This window comes from Pseudomonas sp. UFMG81 (assembly GCF_015354575.1).
Classification (GTDB): domain Bacteria; phylum Pseudomonadota; class Gammaproteobacteria; order Pseudomonadales; family Pseudomonadaceae; genus Aquipseudomonas.
This window is the reverse complement of sequence record NZ_JACAFQ010000006.1, coordinates 1-18467: the sequence shown is the minus strand read 5'-3', so window position 1 is coordinate 18467 and position 18467 is coordinate 1. Positions and strand designations below refer to the sequence as shown.

The following is an 18467-nucleotide window of genomic DNA, read 5'->3' as shown; positions in this document are numbered from 1 at the left end:
CGGCGCGCCCGGCGTTTCAAAAGGAGTAGGGACATGCTTGATTCTGCATTTCGCCACTGGCTGGATGCCAATGCCGAGGCCATCGACCAGGGCCAGTGCGACCCGCACCTGGTACTGGCGCACCTCGCCGAGTCGCAACTGCTGCGCATCGGTGTCGACCCGGCCCTCGGCGGCTCGGGCGGCGAAGTCACCGACGCGGTCGAAGCCATTGCCGCCATCGCCAGCCGTTCGCTGGCTGCGGCCTTCGTCTGCTGGGGCCAGCGCGCCTTCATCGAATACCTGTTGCAAAGCCCTAACCAGAAGCTGCGCGAACGCCTGTTGCCCGACCTGCTCAAGGGTGAGCTGGCCGGCGCCACCGGGCTGTCCAACGCCATGAAGTACCTCTCGGGCATCGAGGCATTGCAAGTGCGTGGCCGCCCCGAGGGCGAGGGCTGGACGCTGGAAGGGCGCCTGCACTGGGTGACCAACCTGCGCAAGAGCGGTTTCGTGGTGGCCGCGGCCATCGAGGACAATGCCGGCGGCGCGCCGTTCGTGCTGGCCATCCCCTCCGAGGCGGCGGGGCTGGAGCGCTCCGAAGACCTGCAACTGATGGGCTTGCAGTCGAGCAACACTGCTGCGCTGGCGTTCCACCAGGTGCAGTTGAGCCGTGACTGGTTGCTGCACGAGAATGCCCGCGAGTTCCTGCCCCAGGTGCGCCCGGCGTTCCTGGCCTTGCAGTGCGGCATGGCCATCGGCCTGGCGCGGCGCGCCCTGGATGAAGTGCAGGCACACTTGCAAGGGCGCGGCTCGTTCCTCGAAGAGGCGCGCCAGGTCCTTCAGGAGCGCCTGGAGAACACCGTCGGCGAACTCAAGCAGGGCCTGCTCGAAGGCCGCTTCCTCAAGCAGCCGGCAGCGCTGTTCAAACTGCGCATCACCCTGGCCGAAAGCGCCGCCGACGCCGTGCAACTGGAGTTGCAGGCCAGTGGTGGCAAGGCCTACCTGACCGCCTATGGCGAAGGTTTCGCCCGTCGCTGGCGCGAGTCGGCGTTCGTGCCGATCGTCACCCCGAGCCTGGTGCAGTTGCGCGCCGAACTGCAACGCCAGGCGTCTGCCGCATGACCGCAGCGCTACTCGAAGCCCGCGACATCCGCCTGGGCTACCCGCGCGAGGGTAGCTGGCAGGCGGTGCTGGAGCAGTTCGACCTGAGCCTGGCACCGGGCGAAGTCGTCACCATTCTCGGCCCCAGCGGCGTCGGCAAGTCCAGCCTGTTGCGGGTGCTGGCCGGCCTGCAGCAAGCCCAGAGCGGCAGCGTCACGCTGCACGGCCAGCCGTTGCAGGGCCCGCACCCGCGCTTGGCGGTGGCGTTCCAGGACCCCAGCCTGTTGCCCTGGCTGAACCTGGAGAGGAACGTCGCCTTCGGCCTGGATTTCGCCCGCCAGCCCAGGCTTGCGGCCAGCGAGCGGCGAGCGCGCATCGACCACGCGATCGAGGCGGTGGGCCTGGCCCACGCCCGCAGCCAGTACCCGGCGCAACTGTCGGGCGGTATGGCCCAGCGCACCGCGCTGGCTCGCTGCCTGGCCCGCCAACCCGAAGTGCTGCTGCTGGACGAGCCGTTCGGCGCGCTGGACGAAGTGACCCGTGCAGACATGCAGCAACTGTTGTTGCAACTGATCGCCACCCACAACACGGCCGCCGTGCTGATCACCCACGACATCGACGAAGCCCTGCTGCTGTCCGATCGCGTGCTGCTACTGGGCAACCACCCGGCGCGCACCCTCGGCCAATGGCGCATCGACCTGCCGCAGCCGCGCGCGCAGCGGGTCGAGGAGCTGGGCGCGCTGCGTATCGACATACTCAAGACCCTACGGCGGGCAAGCCGCACAGCCGAACCCACCCCAACCCCCTTGCCCTCGGAGGCTGTCCATGTGCATGGATGACTGCTGTTCCTCGACGTCCCGTCGCGACTTTCTCAAGCTGAGTGCCATGCTCACCGCCGCCGGCGCCGTGCCGCTGCTGTCGAGCCTGCAGGCGCGCGCCGCCGCCGAGCCCGACGCGCCGGTGCGCATCGGCTACCTGCCGATCACCGATGCCACCCCGCTGCTGGTGGCGCACAACAACGGCCTGTTCGAGGCCGAGGGCATCAAGGCCGAGCGCCCGGTGCTGCTGCGCAGTTGGGCCCAGGTGATCGAGGCGTTCATTTCCGGGCAGGTCAACGTGATCCACCTGCTGTCGCCGATGACCGTGTGGGCGCGCTATGGCAGCAAGGTGCCGGCCAAGGTGGTGGCCTGGAACCATGTGGGTGGTTCGGGCTTGACCGTGGCGCCGGACATCACCGAGATGAAGCAGCTCGGTGGCAAGACCGTGGCCATCCCGTTCTGGTACTCGATCCACAACGTGGTGCTGCAACAGATGCTCAACGACAACGGCCTCACGCCGGTGTCGAAACCCGCAAGCGCGCAACTGGCCGCCAACGAGGTCAACCTGCTGGTGCTGCCGCCGTCGGACATGCCACCGGCCCTGGCCAGCAAGCGCATCGCCGGCTACATCGTCGCCGAGCCGTTCAACGCCCTGGCCGAGAATCTCAAGGTCGGCCGCGTGCAGCGCTTCACCGGCGATGTGTGGCGCAACCACGCCTGCTGCGTGGTGTTCATGCACGAACACGACCTGAACAACCGCCCGGAGTGGTCGCAGAAGGTGGTCAACGCCATCGTCAAGGCCCAGCACTGGACCCGCGAGCACCGCGCCGAGGCCGCCGCGTTGCTGTCCAAGGCCGGCCCCAACAAGTACACCCCGCACGAGCCGGCGGTGCTGACCAAGGTGCTGGCTCCCGGCGCCGATGACCGTGCCGGCTACATCGCCAGTGGCGCCATCCAGCACCAGCAATGGGATGAAAAGCGCATCGACTTCCAGCCCTACCCGTACCCCAGCTACACCGAGGAGCTGGTCAAGCGCCTGAAAGGCACGCTGATCGAAGGCGAGAGCGGCTTCCTCGCCGGGCTCGACCCCGCGCACGTGGCCCGCGACCTGGTGGATGACCGCTTCGTGCGCAACGCCATCGCCGCCGTGGGTGGCCCGGCAGCCTTCGGCATCGCCGAGAACTTCCAGCGCAGCGAGGAGTTCGCGGTTTGATGCACAGGTATGTCGTACCGGGAGCCCTGGGCCTGGCCGGCCTGGCGCTGCTGTTGTTGCTGTGGTGGGCGGGGGTGCAGCTGTTTGGCGCCGCCGATGGCCTGTCGGCGCGCTTCTCGCCCCAGGCCACCTTGCACAGCCTGGTCGAGCTGCTGGGGCAGGGCGAGGTGTACGGGCACATCTGGGTGAGCCTCAAGCGCATCCTCATCGGCCTGCTGCTGGCGCTGCTGATTGGCGTGCCGCTGGGGTTGCTGGTGGGCAGCTACCGGCACCTGGAGGCGGCGACCACCCCGGCGTTCCAGTTCCTGCGGATGATCTCGCCGCTGTCGTGGATGCCGGTGGTGGTGATGCTGATGGGGGTGGGCGACCAGCCGATCTACTTCCTTCTGGCCTTCGCCGCGCTGTGGCCGATTTTGCTCAACACCGCCGCCGGGGTGCGCCAGCTCGACCCGCGCTGGCTGCAGCTGTCGCGCAGCCTCAGCGCCACGCGCTGGGAGACCTTGTGCAAGGTGATCGTGCCAGGGGTGATCGGCCATGTGCTGACCGGCGTGCGCCTGGCCATTGGCATTTTGTGGATCGTGCTGGTGCCGTGCGAGATGCTCGGGGTGAGTGCGGGCCTGGGCTATTTCATCCTCGATACCCGCGACCGCCTGGCGTATTCCGAACTGATGGCCATGGTGCTACTGATTGGCGTGCTGGGGTTCATGCTCGATGCTGTGGCGCGCGGCTTGCACCGACGCTGGGTGCATGGCTGAGATCGCCTGGGCGCATTACGCGCCGTTGTCGTCAGGGGTGTTTATCCCCTAGTCTTGTAAGCCTTTTCCTAGTCGACGGGGCAGATAAATGGACAAGGTCATCGTCATCACCGGCGCCAGCCGGGGCATCGGTGCCGCTACCGCGGTGCTGGCCGCGCAACAGGGCTACCGCATCTGCATCAACTACCACACCGACGACCAGGCCGCCGAAGCGGTGCTGGCGCAGGTGCGCGCGCTGGGTGCCACGGCCATCGCCGTGCGCGCCGACGCCAGCGTCGAGGACGAGGTGGTGCAACTGTTCCTGCGCGTCGACCACGAGCTGGGGCCGGTCACCGCGCTGGTCAACAACGCTGGCACCATCGCCACGCAGAGCCGGGTCGAGGACATGTCCGAGTTCCGCCTGCTCAAGGTGATGAAGACCAACGTGGTCGGGCCGATGCTCTGCACCAAGCATGCGTTGTTGCGCATGGCGCGTCGGCATGGCGGGCAGGGCGGGGCGATCGTCAATGTCTCGTCGGTAGCGGCGCGCCTGGGCTCGCCCAACGAGTACGTCGACTATGCCGCCTCCAAGGGGGCGCTCGACACTTTCACCATCGGCCTGGCCAAGGAGGTGGCGGGCGAGGGCGTGCGGGTCAACGGCGTGCGCCCGGGCTACATCCACACCGGTTTCCACGCCCTGAGTGGCGATGCCAACCGGGTCGCGAAGCTCGAGCCCGGCCTGCCCATGGGCCGTGGCGGGCGCCCCGAGGAAGTCGCCGAGGCGATCGTGTGGCTGCTGTCGGATAAGGCGTCCTATTCCACCGGCAGCTTCATCGATCTTGGGGGTGGGCGCTGAGCAATTGACTCACCTGCAGGGTCAGCGCATTGAGCTCGAACGGCTTGGTCATCACGCAGGTCGAGGGTGGCAGGACACCGTCAGCCTCGGCGGCGCTTTCGTCGTAACCGGTTATGAACAGTACCGGCAAGCCAGGGTGGCGGGCTCGCGATGCCTGGGCGACCTGGCGCCCGTCCAGCCCACCCGGCAGGCCGATATCGCTGATCAGCAGGTCAGGGACGTAGCCGTCATCGAGGCGGGCCAAGGCTGACGGACCGTTTTCGCAAGCGACGACCTGATAGCCCTGGTCCTCCAACACATCGGCAATCACCGTGCGCAGGGCGGCCTGGTCCTCCACCAGCAGGATTCGCTGTTCGCCGTTGGCACGTATTTGCGGCAAGGGTTGATGGCTGGGGCGAAGGACGGCGGGCGTATGATGGCGGGGCAGGTAGAGTTCGACACGGGTGCCTGCCCCCAGGGTTGAGGTGATCTGCAACTGGCCGCCAGATTGGCGCACGAAACCATAGACCATCGACAGCCCTAGCCCCGTACCCTGGCCCAACGGCTTGGTGGTGAAGAACGGATCCACGGCGCGGCCAACGACCTCCGTGGTCATGCCATTGCCGTTGTCTTCGACGCTCAGGCGCAGGAATTGGCCTGCGTCCAGGTCCAGTGAACGGGCCTGCTCCGCGCCCAGGGTGATGTTGTCGCAGCGGATATCGATACGGCCGCCTGCCGGCAAGGCGTCACGGGCGTTGATGCACAGGTTGAGCAGTGCACTTTCAAGCTGTGGTGGGTCGATGAACGCCATCCATGGGTCACCGCCGAAATGGCTGCGTAATTCGATCGAGGGGCCCACGCTGCGGCGGATCAACTCCTCCATGCCGATCACCAACAGGGAAAGTTGGGTCGATTGCGGCTGCAGGGTTTGCCGTCGAGAAAACGCCAACAGCCGCTGGATCAGTGTGGCTGCCCGGTTGGCCGAATCGCGCGCGGTGTCGAGAAACAACGCAATGCTGTCATGACGGGCATGCTCCAGGCGTTGGTGGATCAGTTCCAGGGCGCCGAGGATACCGCCGAGCAAGTTGTTGAAGTCATGGGCGATGCCTCCGGTGAGCTGCCCCACTGCCTCCATCTTTTGCGCGTGACGCAAAGCCTCTTCGGCCTTGAGCAGCTTTTGCTGTTCGGCGACCCGCTCAGTGATGTTGTAGGCGAACAGGTAGGCCCCCATGATGTCGCCGGCGGGGCCGCGCAGCGGGTTGAAGCGCAGTTCGAAATGGTTCGTGGTATTGCCGGCAGGAAACGTGCCCGTTTCCACATACGTTTCCCCGGCCAGGGCGCGCCGCCAAAGGGCCAGGCTTTCGGCCAACGTGTCAGGGTGTTCACCAAGCATGTCGATCAGGCTGTCGCCCACCTGCGGAGTAATGCCGAAAAGGCGCTGGAAGTCCCGCTGGGCCTGCTGATTGATGGCCATCCAGCGCAGCTTGGTATCCAGGACATGCACGTTCGCCACACTGTGATCGACCAGCTCGGCGAACAGGCGACGCTCCGCCTGGCTGTGATCAGCCCGCTGTTCCAGCTGTTGATTGAGCCGCAGCAGTGCCTTGTCCGCCCGACGGCGTTCGGTGACGTCCTTGAACAGCACGGCTACCTGGCGTTTCGCGGCCGGTTCGATACGAAAAGTGGTCACCGACAAAAGCCTGCCGGTGGCGACCAGCTCCTGTTCGAACTGCAACGGCGTGCCGGTACGCAGCACTTCGCCGTAGCGCGCCACCCAGTCGTCGGCCTCGTCTGGCACCATCTCGCGCAACTTCTGCCCAACCACATCGGGGATGCCGGCATGCCGGGCATAGGCGGCGTTGGCGAGGATGTGCACGTAGTCGCTCAACGGCCCGTGCGGGCCGTCGAAGAACTCGATGACGCAGAAGCCTTCGTCCATGGTGTCGAACAGGAAACGGTAGAGCGTATCGTCGATATCGGGAGGCTGGTGCTGGCGTGCCTCGAGTTCGGCGATGCGTTGGCGCAGCGTATGCAACTCTTGCTGCAAGGTGCTCAGGTCGGTGGCAGGCATGCAGGGGTCCAGCGTCAGGGCGGGCATGGCGCAACTGTAGCCTGCGGGTCCAGCGACGGCTAGAACGATCGTACAATACGCCCCAAGGTCTCCATGGCCTGTTCGGCACCGTCGCCCCAGGGGCTGCCATAGTTCAGGCGGATGCAATTGCCGAAACGCCGGGTGGGCGAGAAGATCGGCCCCGGGGCGATACTGATGCCTTGTGCGAGCGCCATGTGGAACAGCTTGAGCGCGTCCATGCGCTCGGGCAGCTCCAGCCACAGGAAGTAGCCGCCGCTGGGGTGGCTGACCTGGGTCTGGGCCGGGAAGTGCCGGGCGATGGCCGCGAGCATGTTGACCTGCTGGCCCTCCAGGGCGTAGCGCAGCTTGCGCAGGTGGCGGTCGTAGCCACCGTGTTGCAGGTAGTCGGCGATCGCCGCCTGGGCTGGCATCGAGGCGCACAGCGAGGTCATCAGCTTGAGCCGTTCGATCTTCTGCGCGAAACGCCCGGCAGCCACCCAGCCGATGCGGTAGCCCGGGGCCAGGCTCTTGGCGAACGAGCCGCAGTGCATCACCAGGCCCTCGGTGTCGAAGGCCTTGGCCGGTTTCGGCGCTTGCTGTGCGTAGTACAGCTCGGCATACACATCGTCTTCGATCAGCGGTACCTGGTGCTTGCGCAGCAGTTCGACCAGTTCCTGCTTCTTCGCCTCGGGCATGCTCGCACCCACCGGGTTCTGGAAGTTGGTCATGCACCACACGGCTTTCACCGGGTGCTTGTCCAGGGTCTGTGCCAGCACGGCCAGGTCCATGCCTTCGCGCGGATGCACCGGGATCTCCACGGCCTTGAGCTTGAGCCGTTCGAGCACTTGCAGGCAGGCATAGAACGCCGGCGCCTCGATGGCCACCAGGTCGCCTGGCTGGGTCACGGCTTGCAGGCACAGGTTCAGGGCTTCGAGTGCACCGTTGGTGATCAGCAGCTCCTCCATCGGCAGCATCAGCCCACCCACCATGTAGCGCAGGGCGATCTGCCGCCGCAGCTGCGGGTTGCCCGGCGACAGGTCGGTGACCACTATGCGCGGGTCCATGGCCCGGCTGGCGCTGGCCAGCGAGCGGGCCAGGCGTTGCAGCGGGAACAGCGTCGGGCTGGGGAAGGCCGAGCCGAACGGCACGGTATGCGGGTCCTTGATCGAGTCGAGGATCGAGAACACCAGGCCGCTGACATCGACATCGGTGGATTCGGTGGCCTGCACCTGCGCCTGGGGTTCGTTGAACGGGCGCGGGGCGTGGGCGTTGACGAAATACCCCGAGCGCGGGCGGGCGCGGATCAGCCCACGGCGTTCCAGCAGGTAGTAGGCCTGGAACACCGTGGAGGGGCTGACCCCGTGGGTCTGGCTGGCGTAGCGCACCGAGGGCACGCGCTGGCCGGGGCCGAGCACCCCGGTGCGGATCAGTTCGGCGATGTCGTCGGCAAAGCGTTCGTAGCGTTTCATGGTGTTCTGCACGGGCAAGGTGAAAGTCAGTGTAAGGGATCAGCGATTCATCGGTGCAACGAAGCGGCTGCGGGCGACGCTGCGCACACCGGGCTGGTCGCTGTCCTGGATTTCGAAGGCCAGCTCCTGGGAGCTGCTTTGCGGGCGGTCGGCGAGCATCGCCACCGACACCGGCAGTTCGCTCATCTCGCCAGCGGCAATAGTGAACTCGGTGCGACCGTGCAGCTCGAAGCCATCGGCGTCCACCAGGCGCAGGCGATAGTGCTGTGCCTGCGGGGTCTTGTTGATGATCTTGAGCAAGTAGATGTTCTCGATCTGGCCCAAGGCGTTCTCGCGGAACAGGCCGCGGTCCTTGATCACGTCCATCGACACCATCGGGCGCCATTGCAGGGCCATGATCAGCGCGCCGATCATCACCACCAAGGCCGCGGCATAGCCGAGCAGGCGAGGGCGCAACCAGTGGGTGGTGCCCCCTTGCAGGTTGTGCTCGGACTTGTAGCCGATCAGGCCACGGGCATAGCCCATCTTGTCCATCACCCCGTCGCAGGCGTCGATGCATGCCGCGCAACCGATGCAGGCCATCTGCAAACCATCGCGAATGTCGATGCCGGTAGGGCACACCTGTACGCACAGGGTGCAGTCGATGCAGTCGCCCAGGCCCTGCTCGCCGGGGATGCTGCCTTTCTTGCGTGGGCCACGGGCTTCGCCACGGCTCGGGTCGTAGGCCACCGCCAGGGTGTCCTTGTCGAACATCACGCTCTGGAAGCGCGCATAGGGGCACATGTGCATGCACACCGCCTCGCGCAGCCAGCCGGCGTTGATGTAGGTGGCGGCGGTGAAGAACAGCACCCAGAACAGTGCCACGCCGCCCAGTTCAAGGCTCAACAGCTCGGCGGCCAACGGGCGGATGGGGGTGAAGTATCCAACGAAGGTCAGCCCGGTGAGCAGGCCGATGGCCAGCCACAGGGTGTGCTTGAGGCTGCGCCGGGCGAGCTTGTTCAGGCTCCAGGGCGCGGCGGCCAGCTTGATGCGCTGGTTACGGTCGCCTTCGCAGACCTTCTCGCACCACATGTACAGCCAGGTCCAGGTGCTTTGCGGGCAGCTGTAGCCACACCACACGCGGCCGGCGAACACGGTGATGGCGAACAGGCCGAAGGCACAGATGATCAACAGCGCCGAGAGCAGGATGAAATCCTGCGGCCAGAAGGTCGCGCCGAAGATGTGGAACTTGCTCTCGGCCAAGTCCCACAACACCGCTTGGCGGTCGTCCCACTGCAGCCAGGCGGTGCCGAAGAACAGCAGGAACAACAGCCCGGCGAAGGCGATGCGCAGGTTGCGGTAGAAGCCGCTGAAGCTGCGGGTGTGAATGCCGCCGTCGTGATGGCTTTTGCTCTTGTTGACGGCGGCGGGGGCAATCTCGATGACTCGGAAGGGAATTCTGTCGCTCATGGTTCATCGCTCATCAGGCCTCGATCAGGCCCGGGCACTATGGCCCTCGATCTGTTTGCAGCACAGACTCAGCTATGGCGATAAAAACCGTATCAGATTGTCCCTTGCGAGCCCAAGGCCCTTAGATTACCGAGCCTGGCACGCTGGTCTTCAAATGCCTGCGGCTATCCACCGCACCTGCCACGGTGAGCGCGTCGGCCTCGGCTTCGGTGATCGGCACGCGCTCGCCGGCCAGGATCGCCACCGACATGCGCAGCTGTTCGTCGGTGACGATCTCGATCTCGGGGCCGGTACCTTCAAGGCGAACATGGTCGCCGATCAGGGTGCAATGGCGGGTGGTTTCGTCGACTTCGATGGGCATGGCGTGGTCCTCCGGGGGCGGTTATAGGGTGTGACCGCTGCCCGGGTAGGGATGCTCCGTCTTTCTGCCAGGCGGCACTCGCGATGATGCGTGCGGTCACCTTCAGTAAGGGCCCTGTCGCGGGGCAAGCCCGCTCCCACAAAACCATGGCACGTGGGAGCGGGCTTGCCCCGCGATAGCGGCGTTGCAGGAGAGCACTATGGAAACGATCCTCTCGACCATCCAGGCCGAATTTGCCGATATCACCGACGAGCGCGAAATAACGCGGATTCTGGTGCGCTTGATGATGGCCGCGATATTGGGCGCAGTACTGGGCTTCGAGCGCGAAAGCAAGGGAAAGTCGGCCGGGGTGCGCACGCACATGCTGGTGTCGATGGGCGCTGCGCTGTTCGTGCTGGCGCCGAGCATGGCGGGCGCCGACGAGCAGGCGCTCAGCCGGGTAATCCAGGGCATCGTCGCCGGTATCGGCTTTCTCGGGGCGGGCACCATCCTCAAAGGCAACGGCCGGGACACCAGCCATGTGAAAGGCCTGACTACCGCCGCCGGGTTGTGGATGACCGCCGCCATCGGTACCGCTGCCGGCATGGGGCGCGAGGCCACGGCCTTGGTCAGCACGGTGCTGGCGTTGCTGGTGCTGGGCACCATGCCGCTGCTGGTGGACAAGCTTGAGGGGGCTGACGAGGAGAAAAGCGAGGAGGAGGGTGGCAGGAAGCACTGAGGGGAGCCGAAGCTCCCCTCATAAGCGTTGTTGCCTGCTCTTTTTTTATTATTGGAGACGGGGCCTGTTGTTGTTTTTGTCGGCCTGTGCCTCTGAATCGCGGGGCCCCCAGACGGGGCCAAGAGCAAACGTATTTTTTTGAGCGCTGACCTGCGTTCATCCAACGTGTGATCCAACCGTGACTGCCGCTACCTCGCAGGTAGTTTTATTGTTCTTTGTCAGGTTGCGGGGCTTTTCTGCGAAAGCTTCCCTGGAAAGCACGTCGACTCCAAAAAAATCTGCTTGCTACGCCTCTGCCGTGTTGTTCTTGTTATGTCAGAGCCGTTACATGTTGTTCTTATTAGATGTCGCTGTTTTTTTGTTCTTGTTGTGCCAGAGATATAGCAGGCGCCGTGCCAACTTTTAAAAATCCTTTAAAATCAATAGCTTGACCAGATTGGTAAAAATCCTGGCACCTGAAATTTTGTCGATTTGTTTCCCTGTTACCCGATTTTTTGCTGCCGCCGGTGTGGCCGGTAACACTCCCACCCACACCTGTGTGACAGCCGTATGACTCACTGGCTGCTGCGCGCCCGTGCCACACGTGAGCCGGTTGGCCGGCCCAGCACTTCGCTGATACGCAAGCCCGCGGCTATCAGGCGGTCGAGGTCGATGCCGGTCTCGATGCCCAGGCCCTGCATCAGGTACAGCACATCCTCGGTGGCGACGTTACCGGTGGCGCCCTTGGCGTACGGGCAGCCGCCCAGGCCGGCCACGGAGCTGTCGAATACAGCAATCCCTTCGAGCAGGCTGGCATAGACATTGGCCAGCGCCTGGCCGTAGGTGTCGTGGAAGTGCCCGGCCAGTTGCTCGCGTGGCACCTGCCGAGATACCACCTCGAACAACCGGCGGGTGTCGCCAGCCGTGCCGGCGCCGATGGTGTCGCCCAGCGACACCTCGTAGCAGCCCATGTCGTGCAGGGCGCGGGCCACCGGGGCGACCTGCTCGGCACTGACCTTGCCCTCATACGGGCAGCCCAGCACGCAGGACACGTAGCCACGCACCCGCACACCCGCGCTGCGCGCCGCTTCCATGATGGGCTCGAAGCGCTGGAGACTGTCGCTGATCGAACAGTTGATGTTGCGTTGAGAAAAGGCTTCGGACGCGGCGGCGAATACCGCCACCTCCTTCACGCCGGCCGCCAGGGCATCCTCGAAACCGCGCAGGTTGGGGGCCAGCGCTGCGTAGGTAATCCCCGCGCGCTGCTGGATCCCGGCGAACACCTCGGCCGAGCCTGCCATCTGCGGTACCCACTTGGGCGAGACGAAGCTGCCCACCTCTATGTAGGAGAGGCCCGCGTCAGTAAGGTCGTCCACCAGCCGTACCTTGGCGGCGACACTGATGGGCTGGGCTTCGTTCTGCAGGCCGTCGCGCGGGCCGACTTCGACCAGGCGGACGTTCTTGGGCAATGACATGGCGGGCTTCCTGTGGCGGGTCAACGGTTGTGGGGCTGCTGGTTCAAGGTGGCGGCCAGGGCCTGCTCGCAGCGCTCCTGGGCGGTGTCCAGCTCAAGGTGCATCTGTTGGATATCGAGCATCTGCTGCTCCAGCTGGGCGCGGCGCTCGGCGATCTTGCCAAGCATGCTGTTGAGCTGCTTGAGGTTGCCGCCAGAGGGGTCGTACAGCTCGATCAGCTCACGGCACTCGGCCAGCGAGAAACCGATGCGCTTGCCGCGCAGGATCAGCTTGAGGGTCACCTTGTCGCGGGCCGAGTAGATGCGCTCCAGGCCTCGGCGCTCGGGGCTCAGCAGGCCCTGCTCCTCGTAGAAGCGGATGGCGCGGGTGGTGATGTCCAGCTCGCGGGACAGGTCGGAGATGCTGTAGGTCTGGCTGGTCATGCTGATGCTCGGGGGTGGGATCAGCGCTAACCTAAAGTGTGCTTGACGTATACGTCAAGCATCAGACCACGCAAGGCCCCCGGCACCTGATGCGCCGGGAGCCCGCGTCGGGGTTACTTGCAGTTGCCGGCTTTGCGGTAACCGGCCGCCTGCGCGGCGGCTTCGGACTCGAACGCCACCTGGTTCTTCGCCGACACCTGGGCATAGCCCGGGCAGCCGCTGGCCAGGTGGTACACCTGGCTGTTGCGGTTGCCCAGCACGGCGCCTTGCACCGTTGTACCGGCTTGGGCTGGCTTGGTCGCCGCGCTGGCCCCACGCCCGCTGCTTGCCACTACCGCGCCAGCGCCGGCGGGCTTGTAGCCCGGCGTCCAATGGCGTTCACCGGTGACGAACGGGTTGGAATGGCCCATCACCGCGGCAATGCGTCGGTCCCGCTCTTTCTCCCAGGCGGTCACCGGGTATTGCTTGTCCCAGGCCATCAGCAGCTGTTGCTGTTGGCGCGACATGCTCAACTGGTAGCGATCGAACATGTAGAAGGTGGTGCGTGCCACCAGGCCTTTGACTTCATTGCGGGGCTCGGCGGCCTTCTGCTGGAAGTCGACCTTGGTCGTGCACTGGCCGTACTGCGGCGCAACCCCTGCGACCATGCCGTAGTTGAAGTTGCTGCGGTCGCCGTTCACTTCGCCCACCGAGGGGTAGAGGTTGAACAGGTCGGCTTCCATGGCACGGAACACCGGGTCCTTGTCGACGCAGGCTTCACGCCCGCCGTTCTGCCAGCACTGGCGCTGGTGGCCGAAGGTCCAGGCCGGGACGATGTGTTCCCATTCGGTGCGCTCGGCACGGCTTTGCAGCTTGCGGGTTTCGTAACCGCAGGAGGCTGGGTCGATGCGCCCACCGGACTTGCCCACCCAGGTCCACTTGCAGCCACAGTACAGTTCACCCATCGGGCTGTTGGCCTGGTCGAGGTAGATCTTCTGCTTGGCGATGACCTTGGCTTCGGTGAAGGTCGCCGGCGGGGTGGCGAAGGCGGGGGGGAGGAGGGCGAAGAGCAGGGATGCTGCGTACAACAGTCTTTTCATGAAGGGTAAATCGCAGTCGGAAAAAGCCGCGATTATACGCACGATTTTTTACCCTCAGTGGTTCGCTCACGCAGCGACCTGGCTGTTGGCGCCCTTTGCAGGGCAAGGGTTCCAGCTTGTTGCGATTTCTGCATGACGGGTGCAATGCAGACCCCCCTAATGGAGATTCGCCATGAACTGCAACAAGCACCGTTACCCCGTGGCCCGGGCCCTGCTCGGATTGGCCTGGGCCTGCCTGGCATCGGCCAATGCCCAGGGCGCAGCGGATTCCAGCAGTGCCTCGGACCAGGCGCTGCAACAACGCATGAACCTGTGCCAAAGCCGTCTTGAAGGTTTCGAACAGCGGATGATCGACCGTATCGCCCAGGTGGAAAGCGATTTCGGCGATGAATTGCGCCGACGACCGCAACTGGAGCAGATGGAGCGCGAGGCCCTGCGCGTGCTGGAAGACGCCAAGGCACGCTACGGCTACCCGCCCACCAGGCCCGAGCATCGGTTGTACTTCCAGGGCCTTGAACAGGAGCACAGCAACATTCAGCGCAGCCTCGCCATCGCACGTCACGCCGAGCGTGGCATCGCGATCATCAAGCCGTTCCTCAGCACCGCACGCGCGCGAAAACAGGCCAATTTCACCTTGCTCGACGACTTCGGCTACGCGCTGGAGGACTGTGCCAGCCGGCCAGGCGAGCAGGCCGAATGCCACGCCCAAGCGTTGCAACCCTTGCGCAAGCCTCTGCGCGATGCCTTGGACGCCAGTCAGCGACTGCTCTACGACGCCTGGCCGCCATTGCGGGCCGAAGACGTGCGCTACCCCAGCGATTGGGAAAATGACTGCGCATTCTTGCTCGGTTCCGACTAGTTCTCTAGCCAAGTCCTACCCGGAAGCGCGCTACTACCTACGCACAACGGGATTGTTTCCTGCTTAAGCCGGTAGGGGCAAAGCGCGCACATTGGTCCTGCCTGGTCTTGCATCACCGTCACACAGGGTGATCAAGGCCAGGCATGCATGCCGCTGATAGGCAATTGCTGCGCCAGCGGTTACTGACCGACTTGTTAAGGATGTAATGCATGTCTGAAATCGTCTCGTTCACCAACCGAAATGTCCTGCTGGAAAATCAGATCTCCGAGCAGGTTCAGAGCATTGCCAGCGCAGAGCCGCTGCGGCTGCCCGGTGCCGAATCGCCGCTGGTGGCCAGTTTCAAGCAGAAAATCGAGGGCAACTACCAGGTCGAGCGCGCCAAGACCGACACCGACCACGCCATCGAACTGCTGTACATCGCCTATAACACCACCCCGCAAGCGCAGGGCGCGATCCGCGTACGCATCGCCAGCATCATGAACCGGCTGATCCAGGCCCAGCAGCAAAGCGAGCGCACCATCAATGGCGCCGTTCGGATCGCCAGAAACATCGTTACTCGGCTAAGCGCGGTCTTGCCAGACTGGCTGGATGTGAAGGAAGGCAACGATGGCGAGGAGATCCGTGCGTTCGTCGGCGGCGACCTGCTGGAAATGGCCCGCTACATCGCCAACGCCGCATCAGGCGTGCGCGACAGCCTGGTGACCATCGTCGATAACTACGAGCAGATTCTGCGCGATGTAGAAGCAGTGATGGCCAGCAGCGAAATCGCCTTGAGCGATACCCTCGAAGCCAATCGCAAGATCAAGCAGGAAATCGTCGAAGCCAGCGCCCGGCGTGAGGAGCTCGACAGCCTGGTTAGCGCACTGCAGGAGCAGATCAAGCGTTTCGACACCTTGGCCCGCGAGTATGGCCTGCAGGCCAAGAGCACCGAACAGAAGGCGTTCTGGGCGTCGCTGCTCAAAAGCGTCACCCAAGTGCTGTCGGCAGTCGTTCCGCTGGCTGCCATGGGCGCCACCGGTGGTAGCTCCGCGCTGCTCGGTGTAGCCACTGTCGGGGCCCTCGCCAACCAGCACGGTGCGAATGCCGACCCGGCCAAGCTGGTAGAAAAAGCCAGCCTGGAAGCCCAGCGCACAGCCCACGGGAAAAGCGTCGCCGATCTGCAGCGCACCATCGCCGAGCTCGAGGCACAACGCGAAGCGGCTGGCAGCGAGTTGGCCTTGGAGGAGCTGGACAAGCACCTTGAGCGCACGCGTGGTGAGTTGCGTGCGGCCCAGGAGCGGCTCGGCGGTGTCGAGCAGCAGTTGGGCGCGCTGTTGCGCGAGCTGTCAGAGGCCGTGGGTGAGGTTGGCGCGCAGCTCAAGCATCAGGCGTCGTCGCTGCGCCAGCTCGAGCAGCAGATGCTCGGCAATGTGGAACGTTACGAAGCCGTCAGGCGCGAACAGGCCGCAGAGCTTGTGCGCATCACTGTGCTGCTCGATGGCAAGCGCAGCGAACAGAGCAGCATCGAGCTGGCAGTGAAGTCGCTGAACCTCAGCGTGGCGGCACTCAAGCGCAGCAAAGAGATCGTCGAAGAGATTGCCTTCTTCTTCAAGTCCTTCACCGATTTCATGCAGTTGATCATCGATGAGGCATTGGAGCGGGTGGAGGATTACGAGCGCGCGGGCAACAGCGCATCGCTGCGGCGTAACCGCCTGGCGCAGCTGGTGCTGTCCACTGACCAGTTCTTCGTTACCCAGGCCGCCGAGTGGCTGGCGGTGGGCGCCATTTCGGCAGACTTCGTGCAGGTGTTCAACGACGGCTGGAGCAAGTTGAACAGCCTCTCCGGCACCTACATCACCGGCGATAAGCTGGAGGCCTACCTGGAGCAAGCGTCCTACCAGCTCAAGGTGATCGTGGAGGAGCGCGAAGCCGCCAGCGCGCGGCGCATCGCGTCGCTGCGCAGCTACCGCGCAGAGCTTGAGAGCCGAGCGGCCCAAGGTTGATTGCCTGGCTGCGAGTAGTATGACAGGAGCTTCTCAGGTGTGGGGCTTGGTGGGTGCGCCATTGCCTGCATACTGCCCCTTCAGATGCCCCTGGTCATCCAGCAGGTAGGCATCCATCACCTCACGCACCACCGGCCCCGCCACTCGCCCGCCGGCCTCGCCGTTCTCGATCATCACCGCTACTACCATGGCCGGGTGGTCGGCGGGGGCGAAGCCGACGAACAGGGCGTTGTCGCGGTGGCGTTCCAGGGTCTTGTTACGGTTGTAACGCTCGCCCTGCTTGATCGCCACCACCTGCGCCGTGCCGCTCTTGCCGGCGATGCGGTACTGGGCGCCGGCGGCGGCGGCGCGGGCAATGCCGCGCGGGTCGTGCATGACCATCTGCATGCCCACGCTGACCTGCTCCCAGGCGCGCTTGTCGTGCAGCACGATGTCCGGCATCGGGTTGGGGTCTACGGGCGCCTGGCCGCCGATGGTCATCGCCAGGTGCGGGCGGTGCCAGGCCCCCTTGCTAGCCAATAGGCTGGTGGCCTGGGCCAGCTGCAGCGGGGTGACCTGCATATAGCCCTGGCCGATGCCGAGGATCAGCGTTTCGCCGGGGAACCAGGCCTGGCGCCGGGTGGCGCGCTTCCAGGCCTGCGACGGCATCAGCCCAGGCGCTTCCTCGAACATGTCCAGCGAGACTTTCTGCCCCAGGCCGAACTCGGCCATGTAGTCGTGCAGGCGGTCGATGCCCAGCTTGTGCGCCAGGTCGTAGAAGTAGGTGTCGTTGGAGCGCATGATCGCGGTGTACATGTCCACCCAGCCATCGCCGCTGTGGTTCCAGTTGCGGTACTTGTGGTCGTAGTTGGGCAGCTCGTAGTAACCGGGGTCGAACACCCGGCTGCCCGGGTTGATCACACCGCTGTCGAGGCCGGCGATGGCCACTTCCGGCTTGACCGTCGAGCCCGGGGCGTAGAGGCCGCGCAGCACACGGTTGAACAGCGGCCGGTCGATCGAGTCGCGCAGCGCCGAGTATTCCTTGAAGCTGATGCCCTTGACGAACAGGTTGGGGTCGAAACTGGGGTTGCTGACCATTGCCAGCACGTCGCCGTTGGCCGGGTCAAGCACCACCACCGCGCCACGGCGGTCGCCCAGGGCCTTCTCGGCGGCCTGCTGCAGGTGGGCGTCGAGGCTCAGCACGATATCCTTGCCCGGCACCGGCGCCTGGTGGCGCAGCACACGCATCACCCGGCCCTGAGCGTTGGTCTCGACCTCTTCGTAGCCTACATGGCCGTGCAGCTCGTTCTCGTAGAAGCGCTCGACGCCGGTCTTGCCGATCGATTGGGTGCCCCGGTACTCGGTGTTGTCGAGGGCCTTGGCTTCCTTTTCGTTGATCCGCCCGACATAGCCCACCGAATGGGCAAAGTGCCCGGCCAGGGGGTATTCGCGGATGAACTGCGGCTCGACCTCCAGCCCCGGCAGACGGAACTGGTTCACCGCGATCAGGGCGATCTGTTCTTCGCTCAGCCCAACCATCAGGGTCACCGGCTCGAAGGGTTTGCGGCCACGGCGCAGGTCCTTGTCGAACTGGTGACGATCGTCTTCGGTCAGGCCCAGGATCCCCGTCAGCGCATCGAGCACCTTGGCCGAGTCGCCGGCACGCTCGCGGGTCATGCTCAGGTTGAAGCTGGGCTTGTTGTCCGCCAGTACCACGCCATTGCGGTCGTAGATCAGCCCACGCTCGGGCGGAATCGGCAGCACGTGCACGCGGTTGTTTTCCGACACCGCGCTCTGCTGGTCGTGCTGCAGTACTTGAAGCACGTAGAGCCGACTGATCAGCACCGCCACCAGGCTCATGACCAGCAAGGCGCAGGCCAGCAGCCGGCGATTGACCAGGCCTTTTTCCGTTTCGTGGTCCTTGAGGGGGATGGGTTGGGGCATGGG

16 protein-coding genes are annotated in these 18467 nt (G+C 64.9%); 8 read left to right on the top strand and 8 right to left on the bottom strand.

Translation table 11 applies throughout. The features are described from left to right. Nucleotides 1–33 precede the first annotated feature (33 nt). The 5 genes from IX761_RS06420 to IX761_RS06400 all read left to right on the top strand — a co-directional run bounded on the left by IX761_RS06420 (nucleotide 34) and on the right by IX761_RS06400 (nucleotide 4698). Complete coding sequence (locus tag IX761_RS06420; RefSeq protein WP_194788773.1) at nucleotides 34–1098, top strand: acyl-CoA dehydrogenase family protein; 1065 nt, start codon at nucleotides 34–36, stop codon at nucleotides 1096–1098. After that, nucleotides 1095–1916, top strand: coding sequence for an ABC transporter ATP-binding protein (locus IX761_RS06415; RefSeq protein ID WP_194788772.1), 822 nt, complete (start codon nucleotides 1095–1097; stop codon nucleotides 1914–1916). Before IX761_RS06420 ends, IX761_RS06415 begins: the two co-directional genes overlap by 4 nt. Beyond that, a complete protein-coding gene (locus tag IX761_RS06410; RefSeq protein ID WP_194788771.1) occupies nucleotides 1903–3108 on the top strand; it encodes an ABC transporter substrate-binding protein in 1206 nt (401 codons plus the stop codon). Before IX761_RS06415 ends, IX761_RS06410 begins: the two co-directional genes overlap by 14 nt. Continuing rightward, nucleotides 3108–3863, top strand: a complete 756-nt coding sequence (locus IX761_RS06405) for an ABC transporter permease (protein ID WP_194788770.1) — start codon at nucleotides 3108–3110, stop codon at nucleotides 3861–3863. Before IX761_RS06410 ends, IX761_RS06405 begins: the two co-directional genes overlap by 1 nt. Nucleotides 3864–3951: 88 nt before the next feature. Beyond that, on the top strand, nucleotides 3952–4698 hold the full coding sequence (locus IX761_RS06400) for an SDR family oxidoreductase (protein ID WP_194788769.1): 747 nt from the start codon (nucleotides 3952–3954) through the stop codon (nucleotides 4696–4698). Here IX761_RS06400 and IX761_RS06395 read toward each other — a convergent pair. The 4 genes from IX761_RS06395 to IX761_RS06380 all read right to left on the bottom strand — a co-directional run bounded on the left by IX761_RS06395 (nucleotide 4673) and on the right by IX761_RS06380 (nucleotide 10027). Then, nucleotides 4673–6748, bottom strand: coding sequence for a PAS domain-containing protein (locus tag IX761_RS06395; RefSeq protein ID WP_194788768.1), 2076 nt, complete (start codon nucleotides 6746–6748; stop codon nucleotides 4673–4675). The two genes, IX761_RS06400 and IX761_RS06395, sit on opposite strands and share 26 nt — an antisense overlap. 59 nt (nucleotides 6749–6807) lie before the next feature. After that, a complete protein-coding gene (gene mapR, locus IX761_RS06390) occupies nucleotides 6808–8217 on the bottom strand; it encodes a GntR family transcriptional regulator MpaR (RefSeq protein ID WP_194788767.1) in 1410 nt (469 codons plus the stop codon). Nucleotides 8218–8256: 39 nt separating this feature from the next. Continuing rightward, nucleotides 8257–9666 carry a cytochrome c oxidase accessory protein CcoG gene (gene ccoG, locus IX761_RS06385; RefSeq protein ID WP_194788766.1) on the bottom strand — a complete coding sequence of 470 codons (1410 nt, stop codon included), beginning with the start codon at nucleotides 9664–9666 and terminating at the stop codon, nucleotides 8257–8259. 121 nt (nucleotides 9667–9787) lie between these two features. After that, nucleotides 9788–10027: a DUF3203 family protein gene (locus IX761_RS06380; RefSeq protein ID WP_194788765.1), complete on the bottom strand. Its 240-nt coding sequence runs from the start codon at nucleotides 10025–10027 to the stop codon at nucleotides 9788–9790. Nucleotides 10028–10226: 199 nt separating this feature from the next. Here IX761_RS06380 and IX761_RS06375 point away from each other — a divergent pair, with 199 nt between their 5' ends. Continuing rightward, the gene (locus IX761_RS06375) at nucleotides 10227–10745 is read left to right on the top strand and encodes an MgtC/SapB family protein (protein ID WP_194788764.1); all 519 of its coding nucleotides are present in this window, start codon (nucleotides 10227–10229) and stop codon (nucleotides 10743–10745) included. 554 nt (nucleotides 10746–11299) lie between these two features. Here the strand turns inward: IX761_RS06375 and IX761_RS06370 are convergent. The 3 genes from IX761_RS06370 to IX761_RS06360 form a co-directional block, all read right to left on the bottom strand. Beyond that, nucleotides 11300–12199, bottom strand: a complete 900-nt coding sequence (locus IX761_RS06370) for a hydroxymethylglutaryl-CoA lyase (protein WP_194788763.1) — start codon at nucleotides 12197–12199, stop codon at nucleotides 11300–11302. A gap of 20 nt (nucleotides 12200–12219) precedes the next feature. Further along, nucleotides 12220–12621 (bottom strand): MerR family transcriptional regulator, encoded by a 402-nt coding sequence (locus IX761_RS06365; RefSeq protein ID WP_194788762.1) that lies wholly within the window; start codon nucleotides 12619–12621, stop codon nucleotides 12220–12222. 113 nt (nucleotides 12622–12734) lie between these two features. After that, nucleotides 12735–13700, bottom strand: coding sequence for an endonuclease (locus tag IX761_RS06360; protein ID WP_194788761.1), 966 nt, complete (start codon nucleotides 13698–13700; stop codon nucleotides 12735–12737). 172 nt (nucleotides 13701–13872) lie between these two features. Between IX761_RS06360 and IX761_RS06355 the strand changes: the two genes are divergently transcribed. Next, nucleotides 13873–14559, top strand: coding sequence for a hypothetical protein (locus IX761_RS06355; protein WP_194788760.1), 687 nt, complete (start codon nucleotides 13873–13875; stop codon nucleotides 14557–14559). Nucleotides 14560–14768: 209 nt separating this feature from the next. Then, the gene (locus tag IX761_RS06350) at nucleotides 14769–16541 is read left to right on the top strand and encodes a tyrosyl-tRNA deacylase (RefSeq protein ID WP_194788759.1); all 1773 of its coding nucleotides are present in this window, start codon (nucleotides 14769–14771) and stop codon (nucleotides 16539–16541) included. A 33-nt stretch (nucleotides 16542–16574) separates the two neighbouring features. Here the strand turns inward: IX761_RS06350 and mrdA are convergent, their stop codons facing one another. Continuing rightward, the gene (gene mrdA, locus IX761_RS06345; protein WP_194788907.1) at nucleotides 16575–18464 is read right to left on the bottom strand and encodes a penicillin-binding protein 2; all 1890 of its coding nucleotides are present in this window, start codon (nucleotides 18462–18464) and stop codon (nucleotides 16575–16577) included. Nucleotides 18465–18467 lie beyond the last annotated feature (3 nt).

Coding starts and splice junctions, on each gene's coding strand:
- IX761_RS06420 (WP_194788773.1), top strand. CDS start 34: ATGCTTGATTCTGCATTTCGCCACTGGCTGGATGCCAATGCCGAGGCC.
- IX761_RS06415 (WP_194788772.1), top strand. CDS start 1,095: ATGACCGCAGCGCTACTCGAAGCCCGCGACATCCGCCTGGGCTACCCG.
- IX761_RS06410 (WP_194788771.1), top strand. CDS start 1,903: ATGTGCATGGATGACTGCTGTTCCTCGACGTCCCGTCGCGACTTTCTC.
- IX761_RS06405 (WP_194788770.1), top strand. CDS start 3,108: ATGCACAGGTATGTCGTACCGGGAGCCCTGGGCCTGGCCGGCCTGGCG.
- IX761_RS06400 (WP_194788769.1), top strand. CDS start 3,952: ATGGACAAGGTCATCGTCATCACCGGCGCCAGCCGGGGCATCGGTGCC.
- IX761_RS06395 (WP_194788768.1), bottom strand. CDS start 6,748: ATGCCTGCCACCGACCTGAGCACCTTGCAGCAAGAGTTGCATACGCTG.
- mapR (WP_194788767.1), bottom strand. CDS start 8,217: ATGAAACGCTACGAACGCTTTGCCGACGACATCGCCGAACTGATCCGC.
- ccoG (WP_194788766.1), bottom strand. CDS start 9,666: ATGAGCGACAGAATTCCCTTCCGAGTCATCGAGATTGCCCCCGCCGCC.
- IX761_RS06380 (WP_194788765.1), bottom strand. CDS start 10,027: ATGCCCATCGAAGTCGACGAAACCACCCGCCATTGCACCCTGATCGGC.
- IX761_RS06375 (WP_194788764.1), top strand. CDS start 10,227: ATGGAAACGATCCTCTCGACCATCCAGGCCGAATTTGCCGATATCACC.
- IX761_RS06370 (WP_194788763.1), bottom strand. CDS start 12,199: ATGTCATTGCCCAAGAACGTCCGCCTGGTCGAAGTCGGCCCGCGCGAC.
- IX761_RS06365 (WP_194788762.1), bottom strand. CDS start 12,621: ATGACCAGCCAGACCTACAGCATCTCCGACCTGTCCCGCGAGCTGGAC.
- IX761_RS06360 (WP_194788761.1), bottom strand. CDS start 13,700: ATGAAAAGACTGTTGTACGCAGCATCCCTGCTCTTCGCCCTCCTCCCC.
- IX761_RS06355 (WP_194788760.1), top strand. CDS start 13,873: ATGAACTGCAACAAGCACCGTTACCCCGTGGCCCGGGCCCTGCTCGGA.
- IX761_RS06350 (WP_194788759.1), top strand. CDS start 14,769: ATGTCTGAAATCGTCTCGTTCACCAACCGAAATGTCCTGCTGGAAAAT.
- mrdA (WP_194788907.1), bottom strand. CDS start 18,464: ATGCCCCAACCCATCCCCCTCAAGGACCACGAAACGGAAAAAGGCCTG.